This window comes from Pseudomonas sp. NFACC08-1 (assembly GCF_900106735.1).
GTDB classification, from domain to species: Bacteria; Pseudomonadota; Gammaproteobacteria; order Pseudomonadales; family Pseudomonadaceae; genus Aquipseudomonas; species Aquipseudomonas fluorescens_Q.
Genome location: NZ_FNNL01000001.1, coordinates 580,018 through 601,778, shown reverse-complemented (window position 1 = coordinate 601,778; position 21,761 = coordinate 580,018). Strand labels below are relative to the sequence as shown.

Sequence of the window (21,761 nt, the reverse complement as noted above, 5' to 3'; positions counted from 1 at the left end):
TGGGTTGTCCCCAGGGCCGCCATTGCATAGGCTTGCGCGATTGTTTTGCCCGCGCCCGCCGCGAGCCGCCTCGAGGAGACTGTTAATGGGCCTGAATAACCAGTGGATGCAACGCGACCTCGCGGTGCTGTGGCATCCCTGCACCCAGATGAAAGATCACGAACAGCTGCCGCTGATCCCCATCAAGCGCGGTGAAGGCGTGTGGCTGGAAGATTTCGAAGGCAAGCGCTATCTCGATGCCGTCAGCTCCTGGTGGGTCAACGTGTTCGGCCACGCCAACCCGCGCATCAACCAGCGCATCAAGGATCAGGTCGATCAGCTGGAGCATGTGATTCTCGCCGGCTTCAGCCACCAGCCGGTGATCGAGCTGTCCGAGCGCCTGGTGAAGATGACGCCCGAAGGCCTGACCCGGTGCTTCTACGCCGATAACGGCTCGTCCTGCATCGAAGTGGCGATGAAGATGAGCTTCCACTACTGGATCAATCGCGGTCGGCCGGACAAGAAGCGCTTCGTCACCCTGAGCAACAGTTACCACGGCGAAACCATCGCGGCGATGTCGGTGGGCGATGTGCCGTTGTTCACTGAAACCTACAAGGCGTTGCTGCTGGACACGATCAAGGTGCCGAGCCCCGACTGCTACCACCGTCCTGAAGGCATGGGTTGGGAAGAACATTCGCGCAACCTGTTCGCGGCCATGGAACAGACCCTGGCCGAGCACCACGACACGGTGGCGGCAGTGATCGTCGAACCGCTGATCCAGGGCGCCGGCGGCATGCGCATGTACCACCCGGTGTACCTGAAGTTGCTGCGCGAGGCTTGCGATCGCTATGGCGTGCACCTGATCCACGACGAAATCGCCGTCGGCTTTGGCCGTACCGGGACGATGTTCGCCTGTGAGCAGGCCGGTATCACACCGGACTTCCTCTGCCTGTCCAAGGCCCTGACCGGCGGTTACCTGCCGCTGGCCGCGTGCGTGACCACCGAGGAGGTCTACAGCGCCTTCTACGACGACTACCCGACCCTGCGCGCCTTCCTGCATTCCCACAGCTACACCGGTAACCCGCTGGCCTGCGCGGCGGCCCTGGCGACACTGGATATCTTCGAGGACGACAACGTCATCGAAAACAACCAGGCCCTGGCCCAGCGCATGGCGAGCGCCACCGCGCACCTGGCCGATCACCCGAACGTCGCCGAAGTGCGCCAGACTGGCATGGTGCTGGCCATCGAGATGGTCAAGGACAAGGCCAGCAAAACCGCTTATCCGTGGCAGGAACGGCGCGGCCTGAGTGTGTTCCAGCATGCCTTGGAGCGTGGTGCCTTGCTGCGCCCACTGGGCAGCGTGGTGTATTTCCTGCCGCCGTATGTCATCACCCCGGAGCAGATCGATTTCCTGGCCGAAGTGGCCAGCGAGGGCATCGACATCGCCACCCGGGACAAGGTCAGCGTGGCGGTGCCGAAGGACTTTCATCCCGGTTATCGCGATCCGGGCTGATATCGCGATGCACTGTTGGAACACCATTGTGGCGAGGGGATTTATCCCCGTTGGGCTGCGCAGCAGCCCTAAAACCGGATACCCCAGTGCTTCAGGCAAATCGCGTTGGATGTATTTGGGGCTGCTTCGCAGCCCAACGGGGATAAATCCCCTCGCCACAGGTGTGGGGGGCCTCATAGCACCGTTAACTTTTTCAGAGATCCGACATGAGACTGTCCCGCTTCTTCATCGACGCGCCCCTGAGCCTCGGCGACCATGAACTGCCTGAAGCCCAGGCCCACTACATTGGCCGTGTGCTGCGCATGGCCGGAGGCGATGCGGTGCAGGTGTTCGACGGCTCGGGCCAGGAGTTTCGCGGCACCCTGGCCGAAGTCGGCAAGAAACGCGTGCGGGTGCAATTGGACGAGCAGTTCGCCGGACAACCTGAATCGCCGCTGCGCATCCACCTCGGCCAGGGCTTGTCCCGAGGCGAGCGCATGGATTGGGCGATCCAGAAAGCCACGGAGCTGGGGGTCAGCGAGATCACGCCGATTTTCAGCGAACGCTGCGAAGTGCGCCTCAAGGACGAGCGCGCCGACAAGCGCCTGCTGCACTGGCGCCAGGTGGCAATCAGTGCCTGCGAGCAATGCGGGCGCTCGAGCGTGCCGATCATCCACCCGCCCCTGCTGCTGGCCGACTGGCTGAAGCAGACCGAGGCCGAGCTCAAACTGGTGCTGCATCCGGTGGCCGAGCCGCTGGCCAGCCATGACAAACCGTCGACACTGGCGTTCCTGATTGGTCCTGAAGGCGGTTTGTCGGACGCCGAAGTCGAACAGGCCAAGACCGCCGGCTACCATGCCGCCCGCCTCGGCCCTCGCGTGCTGCGCACCGAAACCGCGCCGGTGGTGGCGCTGGCGGTGGCGCAGCAGTTGTGGGGGGATTTCTAAGCCGCCGCAGGTCCCACATTGAATCCAGGTTGCTCAGGGATTAGAGCACATAAAACAGAATCGCCACGAAGTGCAGCAGGCTGCCGGCGATCACGAACAGGTGCCAGATGCCATGGGCGTGGCGCAGCCGATGGTCGAGGGCGAAGAAGATAATGCCCACGGTGTACAACACGCCGCCCGAGGCCAGCCAGGCAAACCCGGCGCTGCCCAGGGCCGCCAGCAGCGGCTTGACCGCCACCAGCACGATCCAGCCCATCACCGCGTAGATGACGATCGACAGGATCCGCGCTTCGGAGCGTGGCTTGATCTCCTGCAGTATCCCTATCAGCGCCAGCCCCCAGACGATCCCGAACAAGGTCCAGCCCCACGGCCCGCGCAGGGTCACCAGGCAGAACGGGGTGTAACTGCCGGCGATCAGCAGGTAGATCGAAAAGTGATCGACCTTCTGCATGATCGCTTTTTTGCGCCCGCGCACGCTGTGGTAAACCGTCGAAGCGCTGTACAGCACCAGCAGGGTGAACCCGTAGATCGCCACACTGACGATCTTCCACGGATCGCCCGCCATCCCGGCAATCACCAGCAACCACACCGCCCCGATAAAAGCCGCCACCGCCCCGACCAAGTGCGTCCAGGCATTGAGTCGTTCTCCGTGATACATCCAGTCCCACCTCACATTCCAGAGCAGACGCCAAGGCTCAGGCCTGGCGCTGCAAAGTGCAATGGTTTGCTGTAGTCCTCAGGGCACACGACACCCTGTGGCGAGGGGATTTATCCCCGCTGGGCTGCGAAGCGGCCCCAATACAGTTGAATGCAATTTGCCTGACACGGTGATGCGGCAGAATTGGGGCTGCTGCGCAGCCCGGCGGGGATAAATCCCCTCGCCACAGATTAACCCCTCCAAAAAGAGTCGATTGGGGCACAATCGGGCGATACGAATAAGAGCCCACCCTATGCTGATCGACGAAGAATTGACCCTGAAGAAACTCGAGGTGTTCCTGGCCTTCATGCGCACCGGCAACCTGGCGCGGGCGGCAGCCGAGTTGCAGACCAGCAATGTCAGTGTGCACCGGGCCATTCACTCGCTGGAGAGCGCCCTGCGCTGCCCGTTGTTCAAGCACGAAGGCCGCAACCTCACGCCGCTGGAAAGTGCTTACGTGCTGGAAGAGCGGGCGCAGAAGCTGATCCAGGACGTGGTCGAAAGCGTACGCCTGACCCGCGAAGCCGCCGGTTTCTCCGCCGAACGCTTCAAGCTCGGCTCGCTGTATTCGTTGACGGTCAAGACCGTGCCGCAACTGATCATGGGCCTGAAAATCCGTCGCAGCGAGCTCAATATCGACCTGATCCTGGGCTCGAACATCGACCTGCTCTACAAGCTCAAGAACATGGAAGTGGACGCGATCCTGATCTCCCTGGACGACAGCGTGAACGACCCGGACTGTGAGCATATCGAGCTGTTTTGCGATGACATCTTCCTCGCCACGCCGGCCGACTCGCCCTTTGCCCGGCGCAGCGAGGTCGATCTGGCCGAGGTGCGCGACGAGACGTTCATCACCCTGACCCAGGGTTTTGCCACGCACCAGGACGGTATCCGGGTGTTCAAGCAGGCGGGGTTCGAACCGAAGGTGGCAATGCAGGTCAACGACATCTTCACCCTGCTGAGCATGGTCAGCTCCGGGGTGGGCTACGCGTTGCTGCCGGGACGAATTGCGGCGGTGTATGAAAACCGGGTGAAATTGATCCCGTTGCAGGAAAGGTATCGGCTACAACAGCGCATTGGCGTGGTGTTCCTGAAGGCCAAGGAGCGTGATCCGAATCTGCTGGCGCTGTTGGCTGAGTGCCGGATGTATGCCAACCGCCAGGCTTGAGACCGTGTTGCCTTCATCGCGAGCAAGCTCGCTCCCACAGGGACACGCGGTCAACTGTGGTAGCGAGCCTGCTCGCGATGGGACAGTCCTGTCGACAAAGAGACCAGGCCCTACCCCATCAACCCCCGCATGATCAAAAACAACAACGAAGGCCCCAACAAGCACCCAAGCGCCGTATAGAATGCCGCCGTCAGGCAGCCATATGGCACCAGTTTCGGATCGGTGGCCGCCAGGCCACCGGCCACGCCGCTGGAGGTGCCCATCAGGCCACCGAAAATCACCGCGCTGCGCGGATTGTTGAGGCCAATCAACGGTGCCACGAACGGCGTCGCTACCATCACCAGGATTGCCTTGATCAACCCGGCGGCAATGGACAACGCCATCACCTCGGAACTGGCACCAATCGCCGCCCCGGTCACCGGCCCGACGATGTAGGTCACCGCCCCGGCGCCAATGGTGGTCAGGCTCACCGCGTCGGTGTAACCGAACGCCATCGCCACGCCCACGCCAGCGATGAACGACGTAGCGACCCCGACGAACAGCGCCAGCACCCCGACGAAACCGGCGCGCTTGAGTTCTTCGATACTCACGCCAAACGCCGTGGCGACGATGGCAAAGTCCCGCAGCATCGCACCGCCCAGCAAACCAATCCCGGACAGCAGCGGAATGTCCACCACCCCCTTCTGCCCACCCGTCATAGCCCCGCCAATGTAGGAGAGCACCAGCCCCAGGAGAATGGCGATGGCCGAACCATGCAGCCGACCTTTGGTGAACGTGTTGCTGATCCAGTAGGACACCCACATGGTGATGCCGACAATCGCAAAACCGCTGATCAGGCCGTAGCCGGTGATGACTTTCATCATGGATTCGTACATGGCAATCACCCGACCGTCTTAACGGAGACGTTGCCCTGGGGCCCTTTGTTACCAATGCGCACCAGCACCGGCACCAACGCAAAGGCAATCACCACCGCCAGGGTTCCGGCCAGGATCGCCATCGGTCCGCCCTTGAGCGCGCCGTAGACGTTTTGCTGCGCCGCCATCGCCACCACAATGGGAATGTAGACCGCGCTCCAGAATTCCACGCCGGCCTCGGATTTGCCCTTGAACAGGCCACGCTTGCTCAGGTAACTGCCCAGGCCGATCAACAACAGCATCGCAATGCCGACGCCGCCGACGTTGGCCGGCACGCCGATCAATTTGCCCAGCAGTTCACCGATAAAAATACCCGCCAGGGTACAAAAGGCCAAAAATGCCACACCGTAGATAATCATTGTTGTAGTCCTCAAAGTGCATCGTCGAAGTTGTTGTTTTTGTGCTTCGCCAGCTTGAGTCGGTGGTTTAGGGTTGGCGGTTTCCCTCCTCACGCAACAGCGCCTGCAAGGTGTCGAGCCGGGCGCCGTCGAAAGCCATGACAGTGCCCTGCTCGAATACCCGGCGCGCCAGGGCGGTCAGCACCGCACCGGGCGGCAGTTCGATCTGTAGTCGCACGCCTCGCTCGTAGGCGCTTTGCACAGTGCCGCGCCAATCCACCACGCGGCACATGTTGAACGCCAGGTCGTCGCGCAAAGCCTCGGTGTCGATCAGCGGTCGCGCGCGGCTACCGCTGAGATAACCCAAGGCCGGTGCCTTCAACGACACGTCGGCAAATGCCTGGGCCAATGCCCGGGCCGGTGCTTCCAGCAACGGACAATGGGACGGCACGCTCACCGCCAGCCGACAGGCCTTCCCGGCGCCCAGGCTGCGCGCCTGCCTGGCAACGTTGTTCATGGCCTCATCGTTGCCAGCGATGACCACCTGGTTATCCGCGTTGATGTTGGCCAGGTAGACCGGAGTGTGGTCGCTGTGCACCTGCGCCAGCAATGCCTCCACTGCCGCGAGGTCGAGGCCGATGATCGCGGTCATGCCATAGCCTTGCGGATACGCCTGCTGCATCAATTCGCCCCGCAGGCTGACCAGCCGCAAAGCATCCTCGAACCCCAGCGCCCCGGCCACCACCGCCGCCGGATAAGCACCGATGGACAGTCCCGCCACGTAGTCCGGGGCAGGTGCCTGCTCCAGCAGTTGACGGGCCGCCGCCACACCGGCGATCAACAAACACAGCTGCACGGCGCGGGTCGACTGCAAGGCTTCGGCGCTGTCCAGTTGCAACACGTCCTCACCGAGCACGTCAGCCGCCTCGTCGAGGACTTGCGGCACCAGGCCCTGGAGCATGCCCGCGCGCTGCGCACCCTGGCCGGGAAAGACGAAGAGGCTGCTCACGCGACTTGCTCCAATGAAGGCTGCCAAGGATCGCTCACCAGCCGTGCCTGCACGTCGTCCTTGAGCAAGACCCACCGCGACGAACCCGCCCACTCGCGCAAGGCGACGGCACCGCAGGGTGTTTGCAACTGCATATCCACGGCACAAACCGAGGCATCCAGTTGCGCCAGCAATTCCCCGGCCTGGAGACGATCGAGAAAATGCGGCACCCGCAGAATCAAATCCAGGTCGCTGCGTTCATGCAGCGCCTCGATACCCGTGGCAAGCTCGAACCCGGCGCTGCCGCTGACGCCCCAGGTCCAGCCACTGGCATCGAGCAGCGGACGCAGGCGGGACAGCGCTTGCAGGGCTGGCAAGTCGCGAGTCGAGGCAACGTGACAAAGGTCTTCTGGCATGACGCGACGGGCAATCGCCGCGATCGCCATCGAGGTTGCATAACGCTGCTCGCGCAAGCGCCCGCGCACGCCGACCGCGATTTGATCCGGTGCCGTCAGTGCGCGCCGAACCACCACCGGTTGACCGGCGGTGATCGACTCGACTACCCATGTTGGCGCATCCGCAGCCAACTGCTCCGGAGTCAGCCCCCAGAGCAGGTCATGGGCCAGATACGTACTCACCACTGCTCTCTCAGCAGTTGGCGAACCCGGCTCGACGCGATACGGTTGTACGCCCCCAGACGGCCGCTCAGATCACGCGGCCCCGCCTCGACATCTTCAATCGCCTGGAGCAGACAATCCGTCACCCGCGTCAGATCCTCCGCCAAGGGCTGTTCGATTTGCTCCACCGACAAAATTTCCCATAACAACCCCAGGCTGGCAAAGCTGTCGATGTCATAGGCCATCGGCGGCACGCTGGCGGCCAGGGCTTCAAGCTCCTCGACGCTGCGCAGGGTCACCCGCGCCGCCGAGGCCTTACCCATGGCGTGGACCATCACCCCCGGATCGCGCAGTGCAATCAGCCGATTGGCCTGGTAGCCGTGGGCCAGAAACGCTCCGGACATCGCCCTGCCCACCAACAAGCCGATCACCGGATGCCCGGCCAATCGTGCGCGGGCATAGCTGTCCGCTGCACCGGCCAAGGCCTGATGAATACCGAGGGCTTCTTCGCGCCGGCCATAGGCTTGGCTCGGCACATCGACAACGGCGATCAACGCACGCTTGTGGGAGGCATCACGGTCGGCGTCGATGGCATCGTCCACGGCCTTGGCCAGGCCCCAACCCTCGAGCAAACCCACCTCGCCATTGCGGGCACGGGGAAAACGACTGTCGGGATCCGCCACCACCGCCAGCAGGCGCACGTGTTGCCCGCCCAGCGTGACGTCCGCGACCTTCAACGAAGCAGGCAAGCCTTCCAACGGTTTGGCGCCGCCGCTCAAGGCTTCGAACCAGCGCAAGCCTCTCAATGAATACGAGTTCATGGGCGTTCTCCCTGATACAGCTGACGAACCGTGGCCGGCTCGATTTGCACTTCAGTGTCCAAACGGGCCAGGCGTTGCAGGAACAGCTCGGCCTGGCCGCTGCGGTGTTGCGCGGGAACGCCCAGGTGCAGCAATTGGCTGACCTGTTGGCGGATCCGCGCCACATCATCGGCGACGTAACGGTCCACCAGTCCACTGGCGAAACGCTGTTCGCCGCCGGTCAGGCTCCAAATGAACGGCCGGTCGCGGGAGTCGTATTCGTCGATCCCGGCCTCCTGCTCGATCACTTGCGGGCCGTTGAGGCCCAGCCGCGCTTCCTGGGTCACCAGCAGATAACTGCACAGCCCGGCGGCGATGGACATGCCGCCGAAACAGCCGACGCTGCCGGCCACCACACCGACCACCGGTTGGTATTGGCGCAGGTCGACGATCGCCGAATGAATCTCGGCAATCGCCGCCAACCCGAGGTTGGCTTCCTGCAAACGCACGCCGCCGGTTTCCAGCAGCAACACCGCGCGGGTCGGGATGCCTTTGCGATTGTCCTCGGCGGCCAGTTCCAGCGCACCGGCAATCTTCGCCCCGCCGACTTCACCGAGGCTGCCGCCCTGGAACGCGCCTTCGATGGCGGCGATCACCACGGGCAAGCCATCGAGGCTACCTTTGGCGATCACCACGCCGTCGTCGCTTTGCGGCACCACGCCCTGGCGCAGCAGCCAGGGCGACATGATCCGCTGGAACGGGTCGAGCAGTTCGCGGAAAGTGCCGTCATCGAGCAAGGCCTTGGCCCGCTGCCGGGCGCCGAGTTCGACGAAACTGTGCTTGTTGAGCAACGCTGCACTGTCAGTCATGGCCGATCTCCTCGAAGCCTTGCTCCAGGCGCAAACGCACCACGCCGGGGGTGGCGCCGAAATCGTGGATGTCGATAGACAAGGCCGGCGGTGTCTGGCCGTCGAACATGCGGGCGAACAGATGCTGCCAGCGTTGTTCACTGCCGTTGACCGAGGTCTGCACCTGAATGGTCAACTTGCCCGCCAGGCCGGGTTCGATCAGCACTTCCAGGTCGCCCGAGCCGACGCAGCCCACCAGCGCCCGCCCCCGTGGCGGCTGCCCGGCGGGGAATTCAAAGGATAAGGTTTCCATCAGCACACTCCAGGGAAGAGGCCATCGCCGCGTTCGATACGATCGAGGAACAGGCAGGCGGCGAGCAGGTCGGCAGCGCCGCCGGGCGAGGCGTTCAAGGCGATCAGTTGTTGGTCCAGCGCGTGCAACTGGCGGCGTCCGCCCAGGCTGGCACTGCCACCGGCATCGAGCACCGCCTTGGCGCCCAACTGCATAGCCTGCAAACCGGGTTCGCCAGCACGGTAGAGCACGCAGGTGTCAGCCAGGGTGGTCATGATCGCCAGCAAGGCATCGAGCCGGGCGTTCTGCTCGCCCGCCCCCGCCGCGCGGCTGCGTTTGAGTTGCGGCAGGCCGAGGCCGGTCACCGCCGGGAACGCCAGTTGCGCTTCTTCCCGGGCACCGCGTACGCCGTAGCGCTGAGCCACCTGGGCACCATGGCTCAAGGGCTGGGGCGCATAGCGGTCGTTGAGCAAGGCCAGACGTGCGGCTCTCAGGGTGACTGCGCCTGGCGCACTGGATTCAGGCTCCAGCGCCGTCGCCGCCACGAGCAAGCCCAAGGCCCAGATCGCGCCACGGTGGGTGTTCACGCCGCCCGTGGTGACAAGCATCGCGGCTTCACCTTCACGGCCGATCCGGCCGAGGGCTTCGCGCAATGGCAGGCCGATTTCGCCACAATCGAGGGCGGTTTCGGCCATTTCCTTGAACGCGGGCCACAGCGACAGCGCCGAGGCGTGCATCAGGCCCAGGTGCAGATCGGTGTGGGCGCCGTTGCCGCGCCGGTCCACCAGGGCGGGTTTGGGCGACAGGTCGGCCTCGTCGATCAGCGCATCCACCGCCATGTCCGCCAGACGTTCGGCCAAGGACAGTTTTTTCGGTTGCAGGTTGAAGGCGTGCATTTACCAGCTCCTGAACTTGGCGGGCGGGTTGTAGAGGCCACCGGACCACTCCACCAGGTCGGCCACGCTCTTGGCCGCAAGCAGCTCGCGGGTGGCGTCGGTCCGGCGGATGCCGAGGTCTTCCGGCAAAGCGATCAACCCTTCGCGGCGCATGCGCGCGGTGTCTTTCGGGTTGTGGCGCAAGCCGATGGCGGTGACCCCGGCCACAGCCGCGATCATCGCCTGGCGCTCTTCCAGGGAACGAGCCTTGTACAGGTAGGCGATGCCCTCTTCGGTGAGCAAATGGGTGACGTCATCGCCGTAGATCATGATCGGCGCCAGGGGCATGCCGGCTTTCTTCGCCACGTCCACCGCGTCGAGCGTCTCGACGAAGGTCGGTTTGCCGCCCTCCTGGAACGTTTCGACCATCTGCACCACCAGTTTCTTGCCGCGCTCGAGCAGCGGCGCCTCGCCATCGCCGTGGCGCATGTCGAGCCAGGCCGGCGTGCCGTGACGGCGACCACGCGGGTCGTGCCCCATGTTCGGCGCACCGCCAAAACCGGCCAATCGACCGCGTGTCACCGTTGAGGAATGGCCGTCGCCGTCCACTTGCAGCGTTGCGCCGATGAACAGGTCCACCGCGTACTGTCCGGCCAATTGGCAAACCATGCGGTTGGAACGCAGCGAGCCATCGCGACCGGTGAAAAACACATCCGGTCGCGCGGCGATATAGTTTTCCATGCCCAACTCAGTGCCAAAACAATGCACGCTTTCGACCCAGCCGCTTTCAATGGCCGGGATCAAGGTCGGGTGAGGATTGAGGGTCCAGTTACGGCAGATCTTGCCCTTCAAACCGAGGGACTCACCGTAGGTCGGCAGGATCAGTTCGATGGCAGCGGTGTTGAAACCGATGCCGTGATTGAGGGATTGAACGTTGTGTTTTTCGTAGATCCCGCGGATCGCCATCATCGCCATCAGCACATGCACAGGCTTGATGTGGCGCGGGTCACGGGTGAACAGCGGCTCGATGTAGAACGGCTTGTCGGCCACCACCACAAAATCGACCCAGGACGCCGGAATGTCGACTCGCGGCAGGTCACTGACGTCGTCCACCAACTGGTTGACCTGGACAATGACGATGCCGTCACTGAACGCCGCCGGTTCGATCAGCGCCGGCGTGTCTTCGGTGCTGGGACCGGTGTAGATATTGCCGGCACGGTCGGCCATGAAACCGGCCGAGAGCACCACGTTGGGAATCAGGTCCACCACCAGGCGGGCATAGAGTTCGATGTAGGTGTGGATCGCGCCGATTTCCAGCAGGCCGTCTTCCAGCAATTGGCTGATGCGCAGGCTCTGGGTGCCGGCGAAGGAGAAATCGAGCTTGCGGGCAATGCCGCGTTCGAACAGATCGAGGTGCTCGGAACGGCCGACGCTGGGCATGATCATGTGCAGGTCGTGCAGCTTCGAAGGATCGACTTTCGCCAGGGAGCGGGAAAGGAAGTCCGCCTGCTTCTGGTTATTGCCCTCCAGCACCACGCGGTCGCCGGGCAGGATCAACGCTTCCAGCGCTGCAACGATCTTGTCGGTGGGCAACACCACACCGTCGGCAAGCCCCTTCACCAGTTCGAGACGCCGCTGCTTTTCGCTGCGTCGCCGCGTCCAGCGCGAGTCGGGGGATATTGTTGTTGTCATGACCACTCCACGGATTCGCTGTCGTGGGGGTTACCTTAGGAGTGTTGTGGCGAGGGCATCAATCAAGCTCAGCGGCGGATCGTTACGGTTGGAGTAATGGTGGGATGGACACACCGCCCTGTGGCGAGGGAGCTTGCTCCCGCTGGCCTGCGAAGCAGGCCCCTGTGTATTTTCAGGCAGACCGCATTGCCGGGTTCGCGGCTGCTACGCAGCCGAGCGGGAGCAAGCTCCCTCGCCACAGGGTTATTGGTAGGCCGGTTAATCACGGCGCAACGATGCCCCGTGTGGGAGCGAGCCTGCTCGCGATGGCGGCGGCTCTGCTCGCATCAATGCAGAATGTGCCGCCGCCTTCGCGGGCCAGCCCACATTGGAATTGAGTACACCCGGGCGAAACAGGTCGGCTATAAGGCCGCCTCGCGATGGACGTTGATTTCGGCGCCCCGTTAACCACGCTGGCCGAACGCAGGCATTGTGGAGTGGGCATCCCGGCATGGATGCCGGGATAGCCGCGCTGGGCCATGGATGGCCCTTCGCGGCGGGCCCACGGAGCAATGCCTGCGTTCGGGCATGCCGAGCCCTAGCGAGGCACCGAGTGGTGGGGCAAAAGCGCTTTGGTTACTTTCGCCTGGGCCGGCTTCCGGATTTTCGAAAGTGACCCGCCGTCAGGGCGGAACCCTAAGTGGCCGTTACCGCAGAAATGGATATGCACCCGGTCAACGACTATCAGGCCACCTCGCGGGCAAGCTCATTGGAACTTCGTATGTCTCAGGATTTGTGCTGCCGAACCAATCCCGCAGCCACCACCAACTCCTCCAACGCCAACAAATCCGGCACCTTCGCTACATGCTCCCCCACCTGCACCGCCGCCTGCTCCAACCCGCACAGCGGCACGTCGACGTAGCTCAGTTGAGTGTCGAGCTTGTAGGAGCGTGGGATGCCCTGCACCAACAGTGCGATGAACCTCAGCTCCGGACGCCCGCCCAGGGCGTTGAGGACGACGATGCGCACTCGTTCGCCAATCACGGTTTTCTGGCCACAGGCCGATTCGAAGCTCAGCAGCGGGATCTGCCGTTCGCGCCAGCTCACCCACCCCAGAAACCACGGCGGGGTGTCCATGTCGAAGGCGCTGCTCTGATAGTCGATCAACTCGGCCACGGCCACGTTGGGCAGGATCAGGTGGCGGTCGGCCAGTGGCAGCAGCAGGCCGGTGAGGTGGTCGGTACGCGAGTGGTGCAGGTCATGCATGGGTCTTGCTCCAGTGGGCGATGCTGTCGAGCAGCACCGATTCCTGGTACGGCTTGCCCAGGTAGTCGTTGACGCCGATGGCCATGGCGCGGTCGCGGTGTTTCTGGCCGGTGCGGGAGGTGATCATGATGATCGGCAAATGCGCCAGGCGCGGGTCGTTGCGCACTTGCGTGGCCACTTCGAAGCCGTCCATGCGCGGCATCTCGATGTCCAGCAGCATCAGGTCCGGGGCGTGCTCGGCCAGCAGCGCCATGGCATCCACGCCATCCTTGGCAGTCAGGACGTGCATGCCATGGCGCTCCAGCAGGCGACTGGTGACCTTGCGCACGGTCACTGAGTCGTCCACCACCAGCACCAGCAGCGGCCGTTGCGGTTCGCCCTCGCCTTCTACCGGCACTTGGCGGCGCGGCACCTGGTGGGGCAAGGCGCGGATCGGCGCCAGCAGGTCGAGAATCAACACCACCCGGCCGTCCCCCAGGATCGTCGCCCCGGACAGGCCCTGTACCGCCGAGAACTGCGGACCGAGGCTCTTGACCACAATCTCTCGGGTCCCGGCGGTAGCGTCCACCTGCACCGCAACATGCCGCTCGTTGCACTGCACCAGCAGCACCGGCAAGGGCTGGCTCTGGCCCAGCAGTTTCGGCCGGGCGCCGGTTTTCAGCAGCTCACCGAGGTAGCACAACTCGTACCGCTGCCCGGCGTAGGTGTAGGTTGGCGGATCGAGCTGGTAATGGCCGTCCAGTTCGGCGGGCAACACCCGCACAATGCTCTCGATGGTGTTCAGCGGGATCGCGTACTGGTCTTCGTGACAGTGCACCATCAACGCCCGGTTAACCGCCACGGTAAACGGCAGGCGAATGCGGAAATGCACGCCCTGCCCCGGCGTGGAATCGATGACCATGCTGCCGCCCAATTGCCGCACCTCTTCGTGGACCACGTCCATGCCGACGCCACGCCCGGAGATCTGGGTGATTTTCTCGGCAGTGGAAAACCCTGGTTGCAGGATGAACTGCAGCACGTCGCGGTCGCTGATGTCGCTGTCCGGCGCCAGCAAACCACGCTTGATCGCCTTGCTGCGCACCGCCTCCAGCGGCACGCCGGCGCCGTCGTCGCGGATGTCGAAAATGATGTCGCCGCCTTCCCGGGACAGGTCGAGGCTGATACGTCCTCGTGCCGGCTTGCCGGCGGCAATGCGCACGTCGGCCGGCTCCAGACCGTGGTCGACGGCGTTGCGCAGCATATGTTCAAGAGGGGCAGCCATGCGCTCCAACACGTTACGGTCCATCTCGCCGTCGGCGTTGCCGACCAGGAATTCCACGTCCTTGCCCAGCTCCTGCGCCACTTGCCGGACGATGCGCTTGAGCCGGGGCAGCATACGCTCGAAGGGCACCATGCGCGTACGCATCAGGCCTTCCTGGAGCTCGGTGTTGATACGCCCCTGCTGTTGCAGCAGGACCTCGGCATCGTGATTGCTGCGATCAAGGGTTTCCTTGAGCTCAAGCAAGTCCGAGGCGGACTCGAACAGTGCCCGGGACAGCTGCTGCAACTGGGAATGGCGGTCCATCTCCAGCGGGTCGAACTCTTCATAGCCCAGGCGCTCGGCCTCGACCTGTTGTCGGCTGAGAATTCGCCCCTGGGTTTCGGTATCCAGCCGTCGCAGCTGATCGCGCATGCGCTCGATGGTGGTTTCCATTTCGCCCAGGGCCACGCGCGCGTCGTTGACCTGCTGTTCGATACGCCCACGGAAGATCGACGTTTCGCCCGCCAGGTTCACCAGGTCGTCGAGCAGTTCGGCGGAGACCTTGACCATGTCCGCACCGTCGCCCGCCGCGCCGGGGTCCGGTCGTGCTGGCGCCGCGGGTGGGCTGACGATGGGAGTAGGCACCGGCTCCGGCGCCGAGACAGCCTGCGGCGCGGCATTCTCCTGGGGATGATTCACCGCCTGGATCTGTGCAATCAGCCGATCCGCCAGCGGGCACGGGTGGCCGGCGCGCACGGCGTCGAGCATCTGCGCCAGTCGGTCATGGCTGCTTTGCAACAAGGTGAACAGCGCCGGGGTCGGCTGAAGCAGACCCGCCGACAGGCCTTCATAGAGGTTTTCCAACTCGTGGGCCAGGTCGCCGATGGGGACGATTTCCACCATGCGCGCACCGCCCTTGAGGGTGTGCAAATCCCGTAGCAAGGTTTCCACGGCCTGGCGATTCGACGGTTCTTCCTGCCAGCGCAGCAGCGCCGCGCCCGAGCTGTCGAGGATGTCGAAGCCTTCCTCAAGGAAGATTTCCAGCAACTCGGGATCATGGCCGGCGCCGTCGGCCTGGGCCGCTGCGCTCGTCTCGATGGCGTTCGGCTTGTCCTGGCGGAACCGTCGAATGGCGTCGATCAGCGCAACGGGATCGCCCAACGGCTGGCCCTGCTGCAACTGCCCGAGCAACAGGTCGAGGCGTTCATGACTGCTGGCGAGCAGTTGCGCCAGCTCCTCGCTGTAGCTGTAGCGCCGGTCCACCAGTCCTTCGTAAAGGTTTTCCAACTCCTGGGCCAGGTCGCTCACCGGCCGGATGTCGGCCATTCGCGCACCGCCCTTGAGGGTGTGCAAGTCACGTTGCAGCGAGGACAGCGGCGCGCCGTTATCCGGATCGGCCAACCAGCGTTGCAAGGCTTGTGCGGCGCTTTCGAGGATGTCTTGGGCCTCTTCGAGAAAAATCGCCGAGAGATCATCTTCCATCGAGGTATCGACGGGCGCGTCACGCTCCATTTCCGCCGTTGCGTGGCCCAGTTCGCGGATGCTCAGGGTGCGGCTGCCGTCGCTGCGGATCAGACCGGTGGCCGACGGGTCGAGGCTCTCCTGGAGCAGGCGGCGCAAGGCTTGTACCCGCGCCGGCTGCGGATGCACATGCTGCCCGGCCGCCAGCTCATCGAGCATGTCGATCAGCGCTTCATGGGCGCGCTGGGCCTCCTGGAAAAATTCATTGCTGACCGCCAGGCTGCTTTCCTCTACCGCACCGTAGAGGTCGAGCAAGGCTTCGCAGAGTTCGTCCACCGGGTGCAAGTCGGCCAAGTGCGCGCCTTCGCCGAGGGTGGTCAGCTCATCGAGCAGCGCACTCAGTTCCTGGCCTTCGCCGGGGTGCTGCTGCCAGCGCTGCAAAAGGCTTTCGGCGTCCAGCAAGATGTCCATGCCCTGGGCGAGGAAATTGTTGATCAGTTGTGGGTCGCGCTTGGTGCGCAGCACTTTGTCTGGCGCATTGTTGGCGGCGTGCAGACGCTCGGCCAGGAGGGCCTGGGCACGCAGGATCAGATCCTCGGCCCCGGGGATCGCCGCCAGCGGCTCGCTGTGCAACTGGCGCAAGCCACGGCGCAGCAGCCCTTCGGCTTCCAGCAGCAATTCGACTTCATCCAGGTCGAGGGCAATCAGATGCGCCCGGTATTCCCGGGCCAGCTCATCCATCGCCCCCGCCAGTTCGGCGATCGGCAGCACGCCGGCCATCGAAGCGCTGCCCTTGAGCGTATGCAAGGCCCGCTGCAATTCATCACTGGCCTGCAAGGGCAGGTGGTCGGCCGACTGATCGAGAAAGCGATTGAGGCTGGCGAGGTGGCCCTGGGCTTCGTTGTCGAAGATCTTCAACAGCAGCGGATCGAGAGCGGCCACGTCCTGCTCGTCTTCATCCTCCTCGTCGCCGCCCTTGGCCAGGACATGGGCGCGGGCGGCCAAGCGGTCGACGTCGTCGCGCTGGCGCTGGTGATTGGCCGCGAATTCAGCCACCAGGGCCGGCAACAACTGCACCGTGTCTTCAACCAACTGGCGGACCGAGGCCTGCGGCTCGACGCTGCGCTCCAGGACCCGGTTGAGCAGGTTTTCCACGGCCCAGGCCAGTTCACCCAGCACCAGCGCCCGGACCATCCGGCCACTGCCCTTGAGGGTATGGAAGGCCCGGCGCAGTTCGCTCAGGGCGCCGTGGTCGTCGGGATGAGCACTCCAGCGCGGCAGGTATTCACGCAGGACGTCCAACACCTCGCCGGTTTCCTCGAGGAAGACCTCGCGCAACTCGTCGTCCACCGGACGTTCATCCAACGGTGGCGGCAACAGGCTGCCCGGGGTGCTCCTGGCCGGCGGATTGACCGCCGAGATCGGACTGGCCAGCACTTCGGCCAAGGATTGCACCGTCTGCGGGTCATCCAGTTCCTGCAAGTCCTGCATGACCTGGGCTTCGTTGGGGCTCAACACATCGTCGAGCACCGGCACCCGCGCTTCGTCAGGGAAATAACCGAGCGCAGCCAAGCTCCGCTCGACCCCATTGAGCAACGGCTCGCCGGAGGTTTCCGGGTCCTCGCTCAAGCGCTCCAGGTAGTATTCGAGGCCGGTGATCACGTCGGCCAGGTGGTCGAGTTCTTCCCACCCCGGCTGGGCCTGGTCCAGCAACAGGTGGTCGCGGATGAACGCGTTGCAGGCCTCCACCAGGCTGGCGGCACGGCTCAGGGGAATCATCGCCAGCGCGCCGCGCACCTGGGTCAGCAGCGCCGGCAAGGGTTGCAGTTGCTCGCTGTTCCAGTCCGCGTCGATGTAGTCGACGATCATGTCCTTGGCCTGTTGCAGGCAGGTGTGGGCTTCCTTGATGACGATCTGGTGGATCTGGGTCAGGTCGGTGGTGGGCAGGTGGGTGTCTTCGCGGCTCTCGGGCTCGACGGTGCCGACCATGCCGGCCAGGGTCGCCTCGACGTAGAGCAAGGCTCCGGCGACGTCCATGAGGGTCGCGTCATCCGGCTCGCGCTGGCCCTGGGCGAGGCTCAGGACCACCGCCAGTTGATCGATGATGACCTTGCGCGGTTGGCCGAAACCGAGCACCGCCAGGGTGTCGGCGATCTGCCGCAGGGGCGCCAACAGGCTGTCCAGCTCCGAGGCATGCTGGCGGTCACTGCGCACGAACAGGTCCAGGCGCTCCTTGACCCGTACCAACTCCTCGCACAGCGCGGCAAGCACCGAGCGCATGGCATCGCGGTCGGGCCCGGCCAGGCGCGCGCGTTCTTCGTCGACCATGGCGCTGTCGGGCAGCGCGTCGTCCAGTGAGTAGCGTTCTTTCATGATCTGCATCTGCCCGCTGGGATGTTCGGCCTTGGCAATATAGAACAACAAGCTCTTGAGCAGGTGGGGCGGTGCCGGCTGATTGATGCCAGGCATGCCTTGGTCCAGCAGGCGCTTGAGCTCCTTGTCGGCTTCCTTGAACAGGCTGCGCAGCGCCGGGCTGTTGGCGATACGCCCGTCACGCATGCCTTCGACCAGCGCCGAGGCCACCTGCCATAACGCATTGAGCGGCGCCCCAGCGCACAAGGTTTCCAGGCGGTGGAAGACCTTGGCCAGGTAACCCAGGTGGGTCGCGTCATCCTGTTCGCGCAACAGGCCCACCAGGGCCATTTGCAGGGTCTGGCGCAGTTTGCGCAAGGTGTTTGGCAGGTCCGCGGGTTCGAGGCGCTGCAACGCCTCGTCGCTGAGCGGCGCGATATCGGGCAACTCGGGGCTGAACAGGCTGGTTTCCGACAACAGGCTCTCGCCCCGGGCACTGCGCAGGTCGTTGATCAAGGGCAGCACCACCAGCGGCAGGTCGCGACGGGCACCTTGTACGCGGTCCAAGTAGATCGGCAACTGCCCCAAGGCCTGGCTCAACAGGCTGATGGCTTCGTCGCGATGGGTGACGCGGTTGTCCTGCAGGGCGGCGCACAGCTGCTCCATCTCCTCGGCCAGCAGCGCCGCACCGTAGAACTCGACCATCTGCAGGCCGCCGTGGACCTGGTGAATGCAGGCCAGGCATTGCCCGAGGGCGTCCGACGCCTGCGGATCGTCCACCAAGCGGTTGAGGGCCAGATGAGCCTGCTTCAGCGTTTCGGCAATCTCGCCCTTGACCCATTCCAGGGCCACATAGTCGTGCCGATCACCCATAACCACTCCAAATCCTGTGGCGAGGGGATTTATCCCCGCTGGGGCGCGAAGCGGCCCCCAAAAATGCTGAATCCAACATCTATGTCCCAGACTGGCTATTTCGGGACTGCTTCGCAGTCCAGCGGGGATAAATCCCCTCGCCACAAATGATCTTCATCACCAGACAGGTCAAACCAGTCACCCTTTTTCCTCATCGCCAGCCGCTGCCGCCGCCGGCAAGGTAAAACCCGACACCGAACGGCGCAGCTGGCTGGCCATTTTCGCCAGGTTGCCAATGCTCTCGGCAGTGGCGGTGGAACCGGATGAGGTCTGCGAGGTGATCTGCTGGATCACGTTCATGGTCAAGGAAATCTGCCCCGCCGAGGTGGTCTGTTGCTGCGCAGCGTTGGAGATGCTCTGGATCAGCGCCGCCAGGGTCTTGGACACGCCTTCGATTTCTTCCAGGGCGACGCCGGCGTCCTGGGCCAGTCGCGCACCGCGCACCACTTCGGTGGTGGTCTGCTCCATGGAAATCACCGCCTCATTGGTGTCGGCCTGGATCGCCCGCACCAGGGTCTCGATTTGCCGGGTCGCCGCCGAAGAGCGCTCGGCCAAGCGCTGCACTTCATCGGCCACCACCGCGAACCCGCGCCCGGCATCACCGGCCATGGACGCCTGGATGGCGGCGTTGAGTGCCAGGATGTTGGTCTGGTCAGCGATGTCGTCGATCAGGCTGACAATGTCGCCAATTTCCTGGGATGACTCACCCAGGCGCTTGATGCGCTTGGCGGTGTCCTGGATCTGTTCGCGAATGTTGTCCATGCCGTGAATGGTGTTGTGCACCACCTCGTTGCCCTTGTTGGCAATTTCCACCGACCGCTCGGCCACCGCCGACGACTCGGCGGCATTGGCCGACACCTGGTCGATGGACTGGGCCATTTCATTAATTGAAGTCGAAGCTTCGGAAATCTGCTGGGCCTGGTGCTCGGAGGCCTGGGCCAGGTGCATCGCCGTGGCCTGGGTTTCCTGCACCGCAGCGGCGACCTGGCCGGCGGTCAGGTTGATGGTCGCCACTAGGTCGCGCAGTTGATCCACCGAATAGTTGATGGAATCGGCGATGGTGCCGGTGAAGTCCTCGGTGACCGAGGCCGTGACGGTCAGGTCGCCATCGGCCAGGTCTTCGATTTCATCCAGCAACCGCATGATCGCGTTCTGGTTGCGTTCGTTCTTTTGTGCGGTTTCGTGCAACTGGCGGTTGGTTTCGCGGACCATCACCAGGCCAATCAGGATGATCGACATCAGCGCCAGCAAACCCAGCACATAGCCGCCGATGGTATTGATGGACCGCCCGCCGGCGAGGTTTTCGAAGGCCGTGGCCAGGTGCGAAGCCTCGTCGAGCAGGGTCTGCGACAGGTTGAAGATGTTGCCGGCCGATTCGCGGACCTTGAACAGCTCCGGGGAAGTTTCAAGGATTTCGTCCACCGAGCCGGAAACGAACTCGAAGAGCTCGCTGATTTCGCTCAGGCGTGCCCGGGCATCGCGGTCCTGGACCTGGGATATCTTCAGGGCCGGGTCACCTTGCAACATGCCGTTGAGCACCTGGCCAAAACGCGCGGCGTCGCGACCAAAGGTGTCGGCGGCCTGGCTGGCGTTTTCGTCCCCCGCCAGCACGGTATTCACCGCGCCGAGAATCCGTTCGGCCAGCAACGACTGGCGCTGGGCCATGGCCACCTGGGCGGCCGGCGCGCCGCGTTGCAGCAGGATCTCGACGACTTTTTCGTACTCGACCTGCAACTGCGGCACGGTTTCGGCCAGGGTCGCCGCCACCTGGTGCAGCGACAGCACGGTCTGTTCGCTGGAGAGGATGGCATCGGTGTTCTTGAGCAGGCGCTCCCAATCCAACTGCACGGCGCGCATCTGCGGGCGCAGGGTGGCGGGCGCCGGGGGCAGGCCGGTCACCGGGTCGCCCTGTTTCAGGTAGCCCCAGCGCTGGGCGAAGTCATTGCGCGCATCGCTCAGCAGCTTGAATGCCGCGGGCTTGCCGGCGGCAGCCTCGGTGGCGTTCTTGGCGATGCGCTGGGACAGTACCCGCAGCTCACCGGCATGGCCGATGTACTGCTTGTCGTAGGCGGACTGGGTGTTGAGGTAAGCGAAGTTGGCGAACAGCAGCATGATGAAGACGATCAGCGCGACGAACAGCACGATGATCTGCGAACGACTGCGCGACGCTTCCAGTGGCTTGCCTGTTTTTGCTTTGATCATCGGTTCTCGCCTGTACTGCCCAATCCAACCCAGTCACCGCCGAACCAATGTGGGAGCGAGCTCGCTCGCGATAGCATTGGATCAGTCAGCCGTGATTTAGCTGACCCACCGCAATCGCGAGCGAGCTCGCTCCCACAAGGGGCCTGCGCTGCACCTCGTTAAATCGCCACATCCATGAACCCCGGCGACCGCGCCAGGGCAAACGGGCTGAACACTTGCCACTCGCGCTCGCCGCCAAACCGCCCCTTGACGAAGGCCGCTTCGGGGCCGTCAAGGTCGTCCACCAGCGTCGGTTCCAGGCTTTCCTGGGCAAAATGCTGCAGCCCAAGGACCTCGTCCACCAACAACCCGGCGAACACCTCGTCGTGATCCACCACCAACACGCGCCGCTGCTTGCGCACGGTCGACAGCTCGTGGCCAAAGAACCCGCACAAGTCCATCAACGGCAACAAGCGCCCGCGCAGGTTAGCCACTCCACGCACCCACGGCTTGACCCCGGGCAAATGCGTGTGACGTGGTTCGTGCAGCACTTCGCTGACTTCGCCCATCGGCGCCACGTACCAGTGCTCGCCCAAGCGAAAGCCGATGCCGCTCCAACCGGCGCGATGGGCCGGCTGGGAGGGCAGGTCCGCCCCCAGCAACCGGCAGCGCCGGTCGATCTGCAGCAGCAGTTCGAATGCAGTCAGGGATTGGCTCATGGCC

The 21,761-nt window shown here is 64.0% G+C and carries 17 protein-coding genes; 3 read left to right on the top strand and 14 right to left on the bottom strand.

Annotation, left to right across the window (positions count from 1 at the left end; genetic code table 11):
* Window positions 1-85: 85 nt before the first annotated feature.
* Together BLU76_RS02825 and BLU76_RS02820 are read left to right on the top strand one after the other, a co-directional pair.
* Entirely contained in the window at window positions 86-1,492 is a 1,407-nt protein-coding gene (locus BLU76_RS02825) for an adenosylmethionine--8-amino-7-oxononanoate transaminase (protein WP_092221417.1), read from the top strand.
* A 206-nt stretch (window positions 1,493-1,698) separates the two neighbouring features.
* On the top strand, window positions 1,699-2,418 hold the full coding sequence (locus BLU76_RS02820; protein ID WP_092221415.1) for a 16S rRNA (uracil(1498)-N(3))-methyltransferase: 720 nt from the start codon (window positions 1,699-1,701) through the stop codon (window positions 2,416-2,418).
* Between the two features lie 40 nt (window positions 2,419-2,458).
* On the opposite strand, the gene BLU76_RS02815 is transcribed toward BLU76_RS02820, so the two are convergent.
* Entirely contained in the window at window positions 2,459-3,076 is a 618-nt protein-coding gene (locus tag BLU76_RS02815) for a PAQR family membrane homeostasis protein TrhA (RefSeq protein WP_018609564.1), read from the bottom strand.
* A gap of 292 nt (window positions 3,077-3,368) precedes the next feature.
* Between BLU76_RS02815 and BLU76_RS02810 the strand changes: the two genes are divergently transcribed.
* Entirely contained in the window at window positions 3,369-4,283 is a 915-nt protein-coding gene (locus BLU76_RS02810; protein WP_092150724.1) for a LysR family transcriptional regulator, read from the top strand.
* Between the two features lie 110 nt (window positions 4,284-4,393).
* Here BLU76_RS02810 and madM read toward each other — a convergent pair whose 3' ends face one another.
* The 13 genes from madM to BLU76_RS02740 form a co-directional block, all read right to left on the bottom strand.
* A complete protein-coding gene (gene madM / locus BLU76_RS02805; RefSeq protein WP_072346254.1) occupies window positions 4,394-5,158 on the bottom strand; it encodes a malonate transporter subunit MadM in 765 nt (254 codons plus the stop codon).
* A 5-nt stretch (window positions 5,159-5,163) separates the two neighbouring features.
* Window positions 5,164-5,556, bottom strand: a complete 393-nt coding sequence (madL, locus tag BLU76_RS02800) for a malonate transporter subunit MadL (protein WP_072346252.1) — start codon at window positions 5,554-5,556, stop codon at window positions 5,164-5,166.
* Window positions 5,557-5,623: 67 nt separating this feature from the next.
* Window positions 5,624-6,544, bottom strand: a complete 921-nt coding sequence (gene mdcH / locus BLU76_RS02795; protein WP_092221413.1) for a malonate decarboxylase subunit epsilon — start codon at window positions 6,542-6,544, stop codon at window positions 5,624-5,626.
* Window positions 6,541-7,161, bottom strand: coding sequence for a malonate decarboxylase holo-ACP synthase (locus BLU76_RS02790; RefSeq protein WP_092221584.1), 621 nt, complete (start codon window positions 7,159-7,161; stop codon window positions 6,541-6,543). Before BLU76_RS02790 ends, mdcH begins: the two co-directional genes overlap by 4 nt.
* Window positions 7,158-7,961: a biotin-independent malonate decarboxylase subunit gamma gene (gene mdcE / locus BLU76_RS02785; protein WP_092221411.1), complete on the bottom strand. Its 804-nt coding sequence runs from the start codon at window positions 7,959-7,961 to the stop codon at window positions 7,158-7,160. Before mdcE ends, BLU76_RS02790 begins: the two co-directional genes overlap by 4 nt.
* The gene (locus tag BLU76_RS02780) at window positions 7,958-8,809 is read right to left on the bottom strand and encodes a biotin-independent malonate decarboxylase subunit beta (RefSeq protein ID WP_092221409.1); all 852 of its coding nucleotides are present in this window, start codon (window positions 8,807-8,809) and stop codon (window positions 7,958-7,960) included. Before BLU76_RS02780 ends, mdcE begins: the two co-directional genes overlap by 4 nt.
* The gene (locus tag BLU76_RS02775) at window positions 8,802-9,101 is read right to left on the bottom strand and encodes a malonate decarboxylase subunit delta (protein WP_003206454.1); all 300 of its coding nucleotides are present in this window, start codon (window positions 9,099-9,101) and stop codon (window positions 8,802-8,804) included. The genes BLU76_RS02780 and BLU76_RS02775 overlap by 8 nt, the downstream gene beginning before the upstream one ends.
* Window positions 9,101-9,976, bottom strand: a complete 876-nt coding sequence (locus BLU76_RS02770) for a triphosphoribosyl-dephospho-CoA synthase (protein WP_092150709.1) — start codon at window positions 9,974-9,976, stop codon at window positions 9,101-9,103. Before BLU76_RS02770 ends, BLU76_RS02775 begins: the two co-directional genes overlap by 1 nt.
* Entirely contained in the window at window positions 9,977-11,647 is a 1,671-nt protein-coding gene (gene mdcA / locus BLU76_RS02765) for a malonate decarboxylase subunit alpha (RefSeq protein WP_092150706.1), read from the bottom strand. It abuts the gene before it with no gap.
* Window positions 11,648-12,412: 765 nt separating this feature from the next.
* Complete coding sequence (locus BLU76_RS02755; RefSeq protein WP_072346234.1) at window positions 12,413-12,892, bottom strand: chemotaxis protein CheW; 480 nt, start codon at window positions 12,890-12,892, stop codon at window positions 12,413-12,415.
* A complete protein-coding gene (locus BLU76_RS02750) occupies window positions 12,885-18,818 on the bottom strand; it encodes an Hpt domain-containing protein (RefSeq protein ID WP_092150084.1) in 5,934 nt (1,977 codons plus the stop codon). Before BLU76_RS02750 ends, BLU76_RS02755 begins: the two co-directional genes overlap by 8 nt.
* A gap of 177 nt (window positions 18,819-18,995) precedes the next feature.
* Complete coding sequence (locus BLU76_RS02745) at window positions 18,996-21,059, bottom strand: methyl-accepting chemotaxis protein (RefSeq protein ID WP_092150081.1); 2,064 nt, start codon at window positions 21,057-21,059, stop codon at window positions 18,996-18,998.
* A gap of 158 nt (window positions 21,060-21,217) precedes the next feature.
* Window positions 21,218-21,757, bottom strand: coding sequence for a chemotaxis protein CheW (locus BLU76_RS02740; RefSeq protein WP_072346228.1), 540 nt, complete (start codon window positions 21,755-21,757; stop codon window positions 21,218-21,220).
* Window positions 21,758-21,761: the final 4 nt, after the last annotated feature.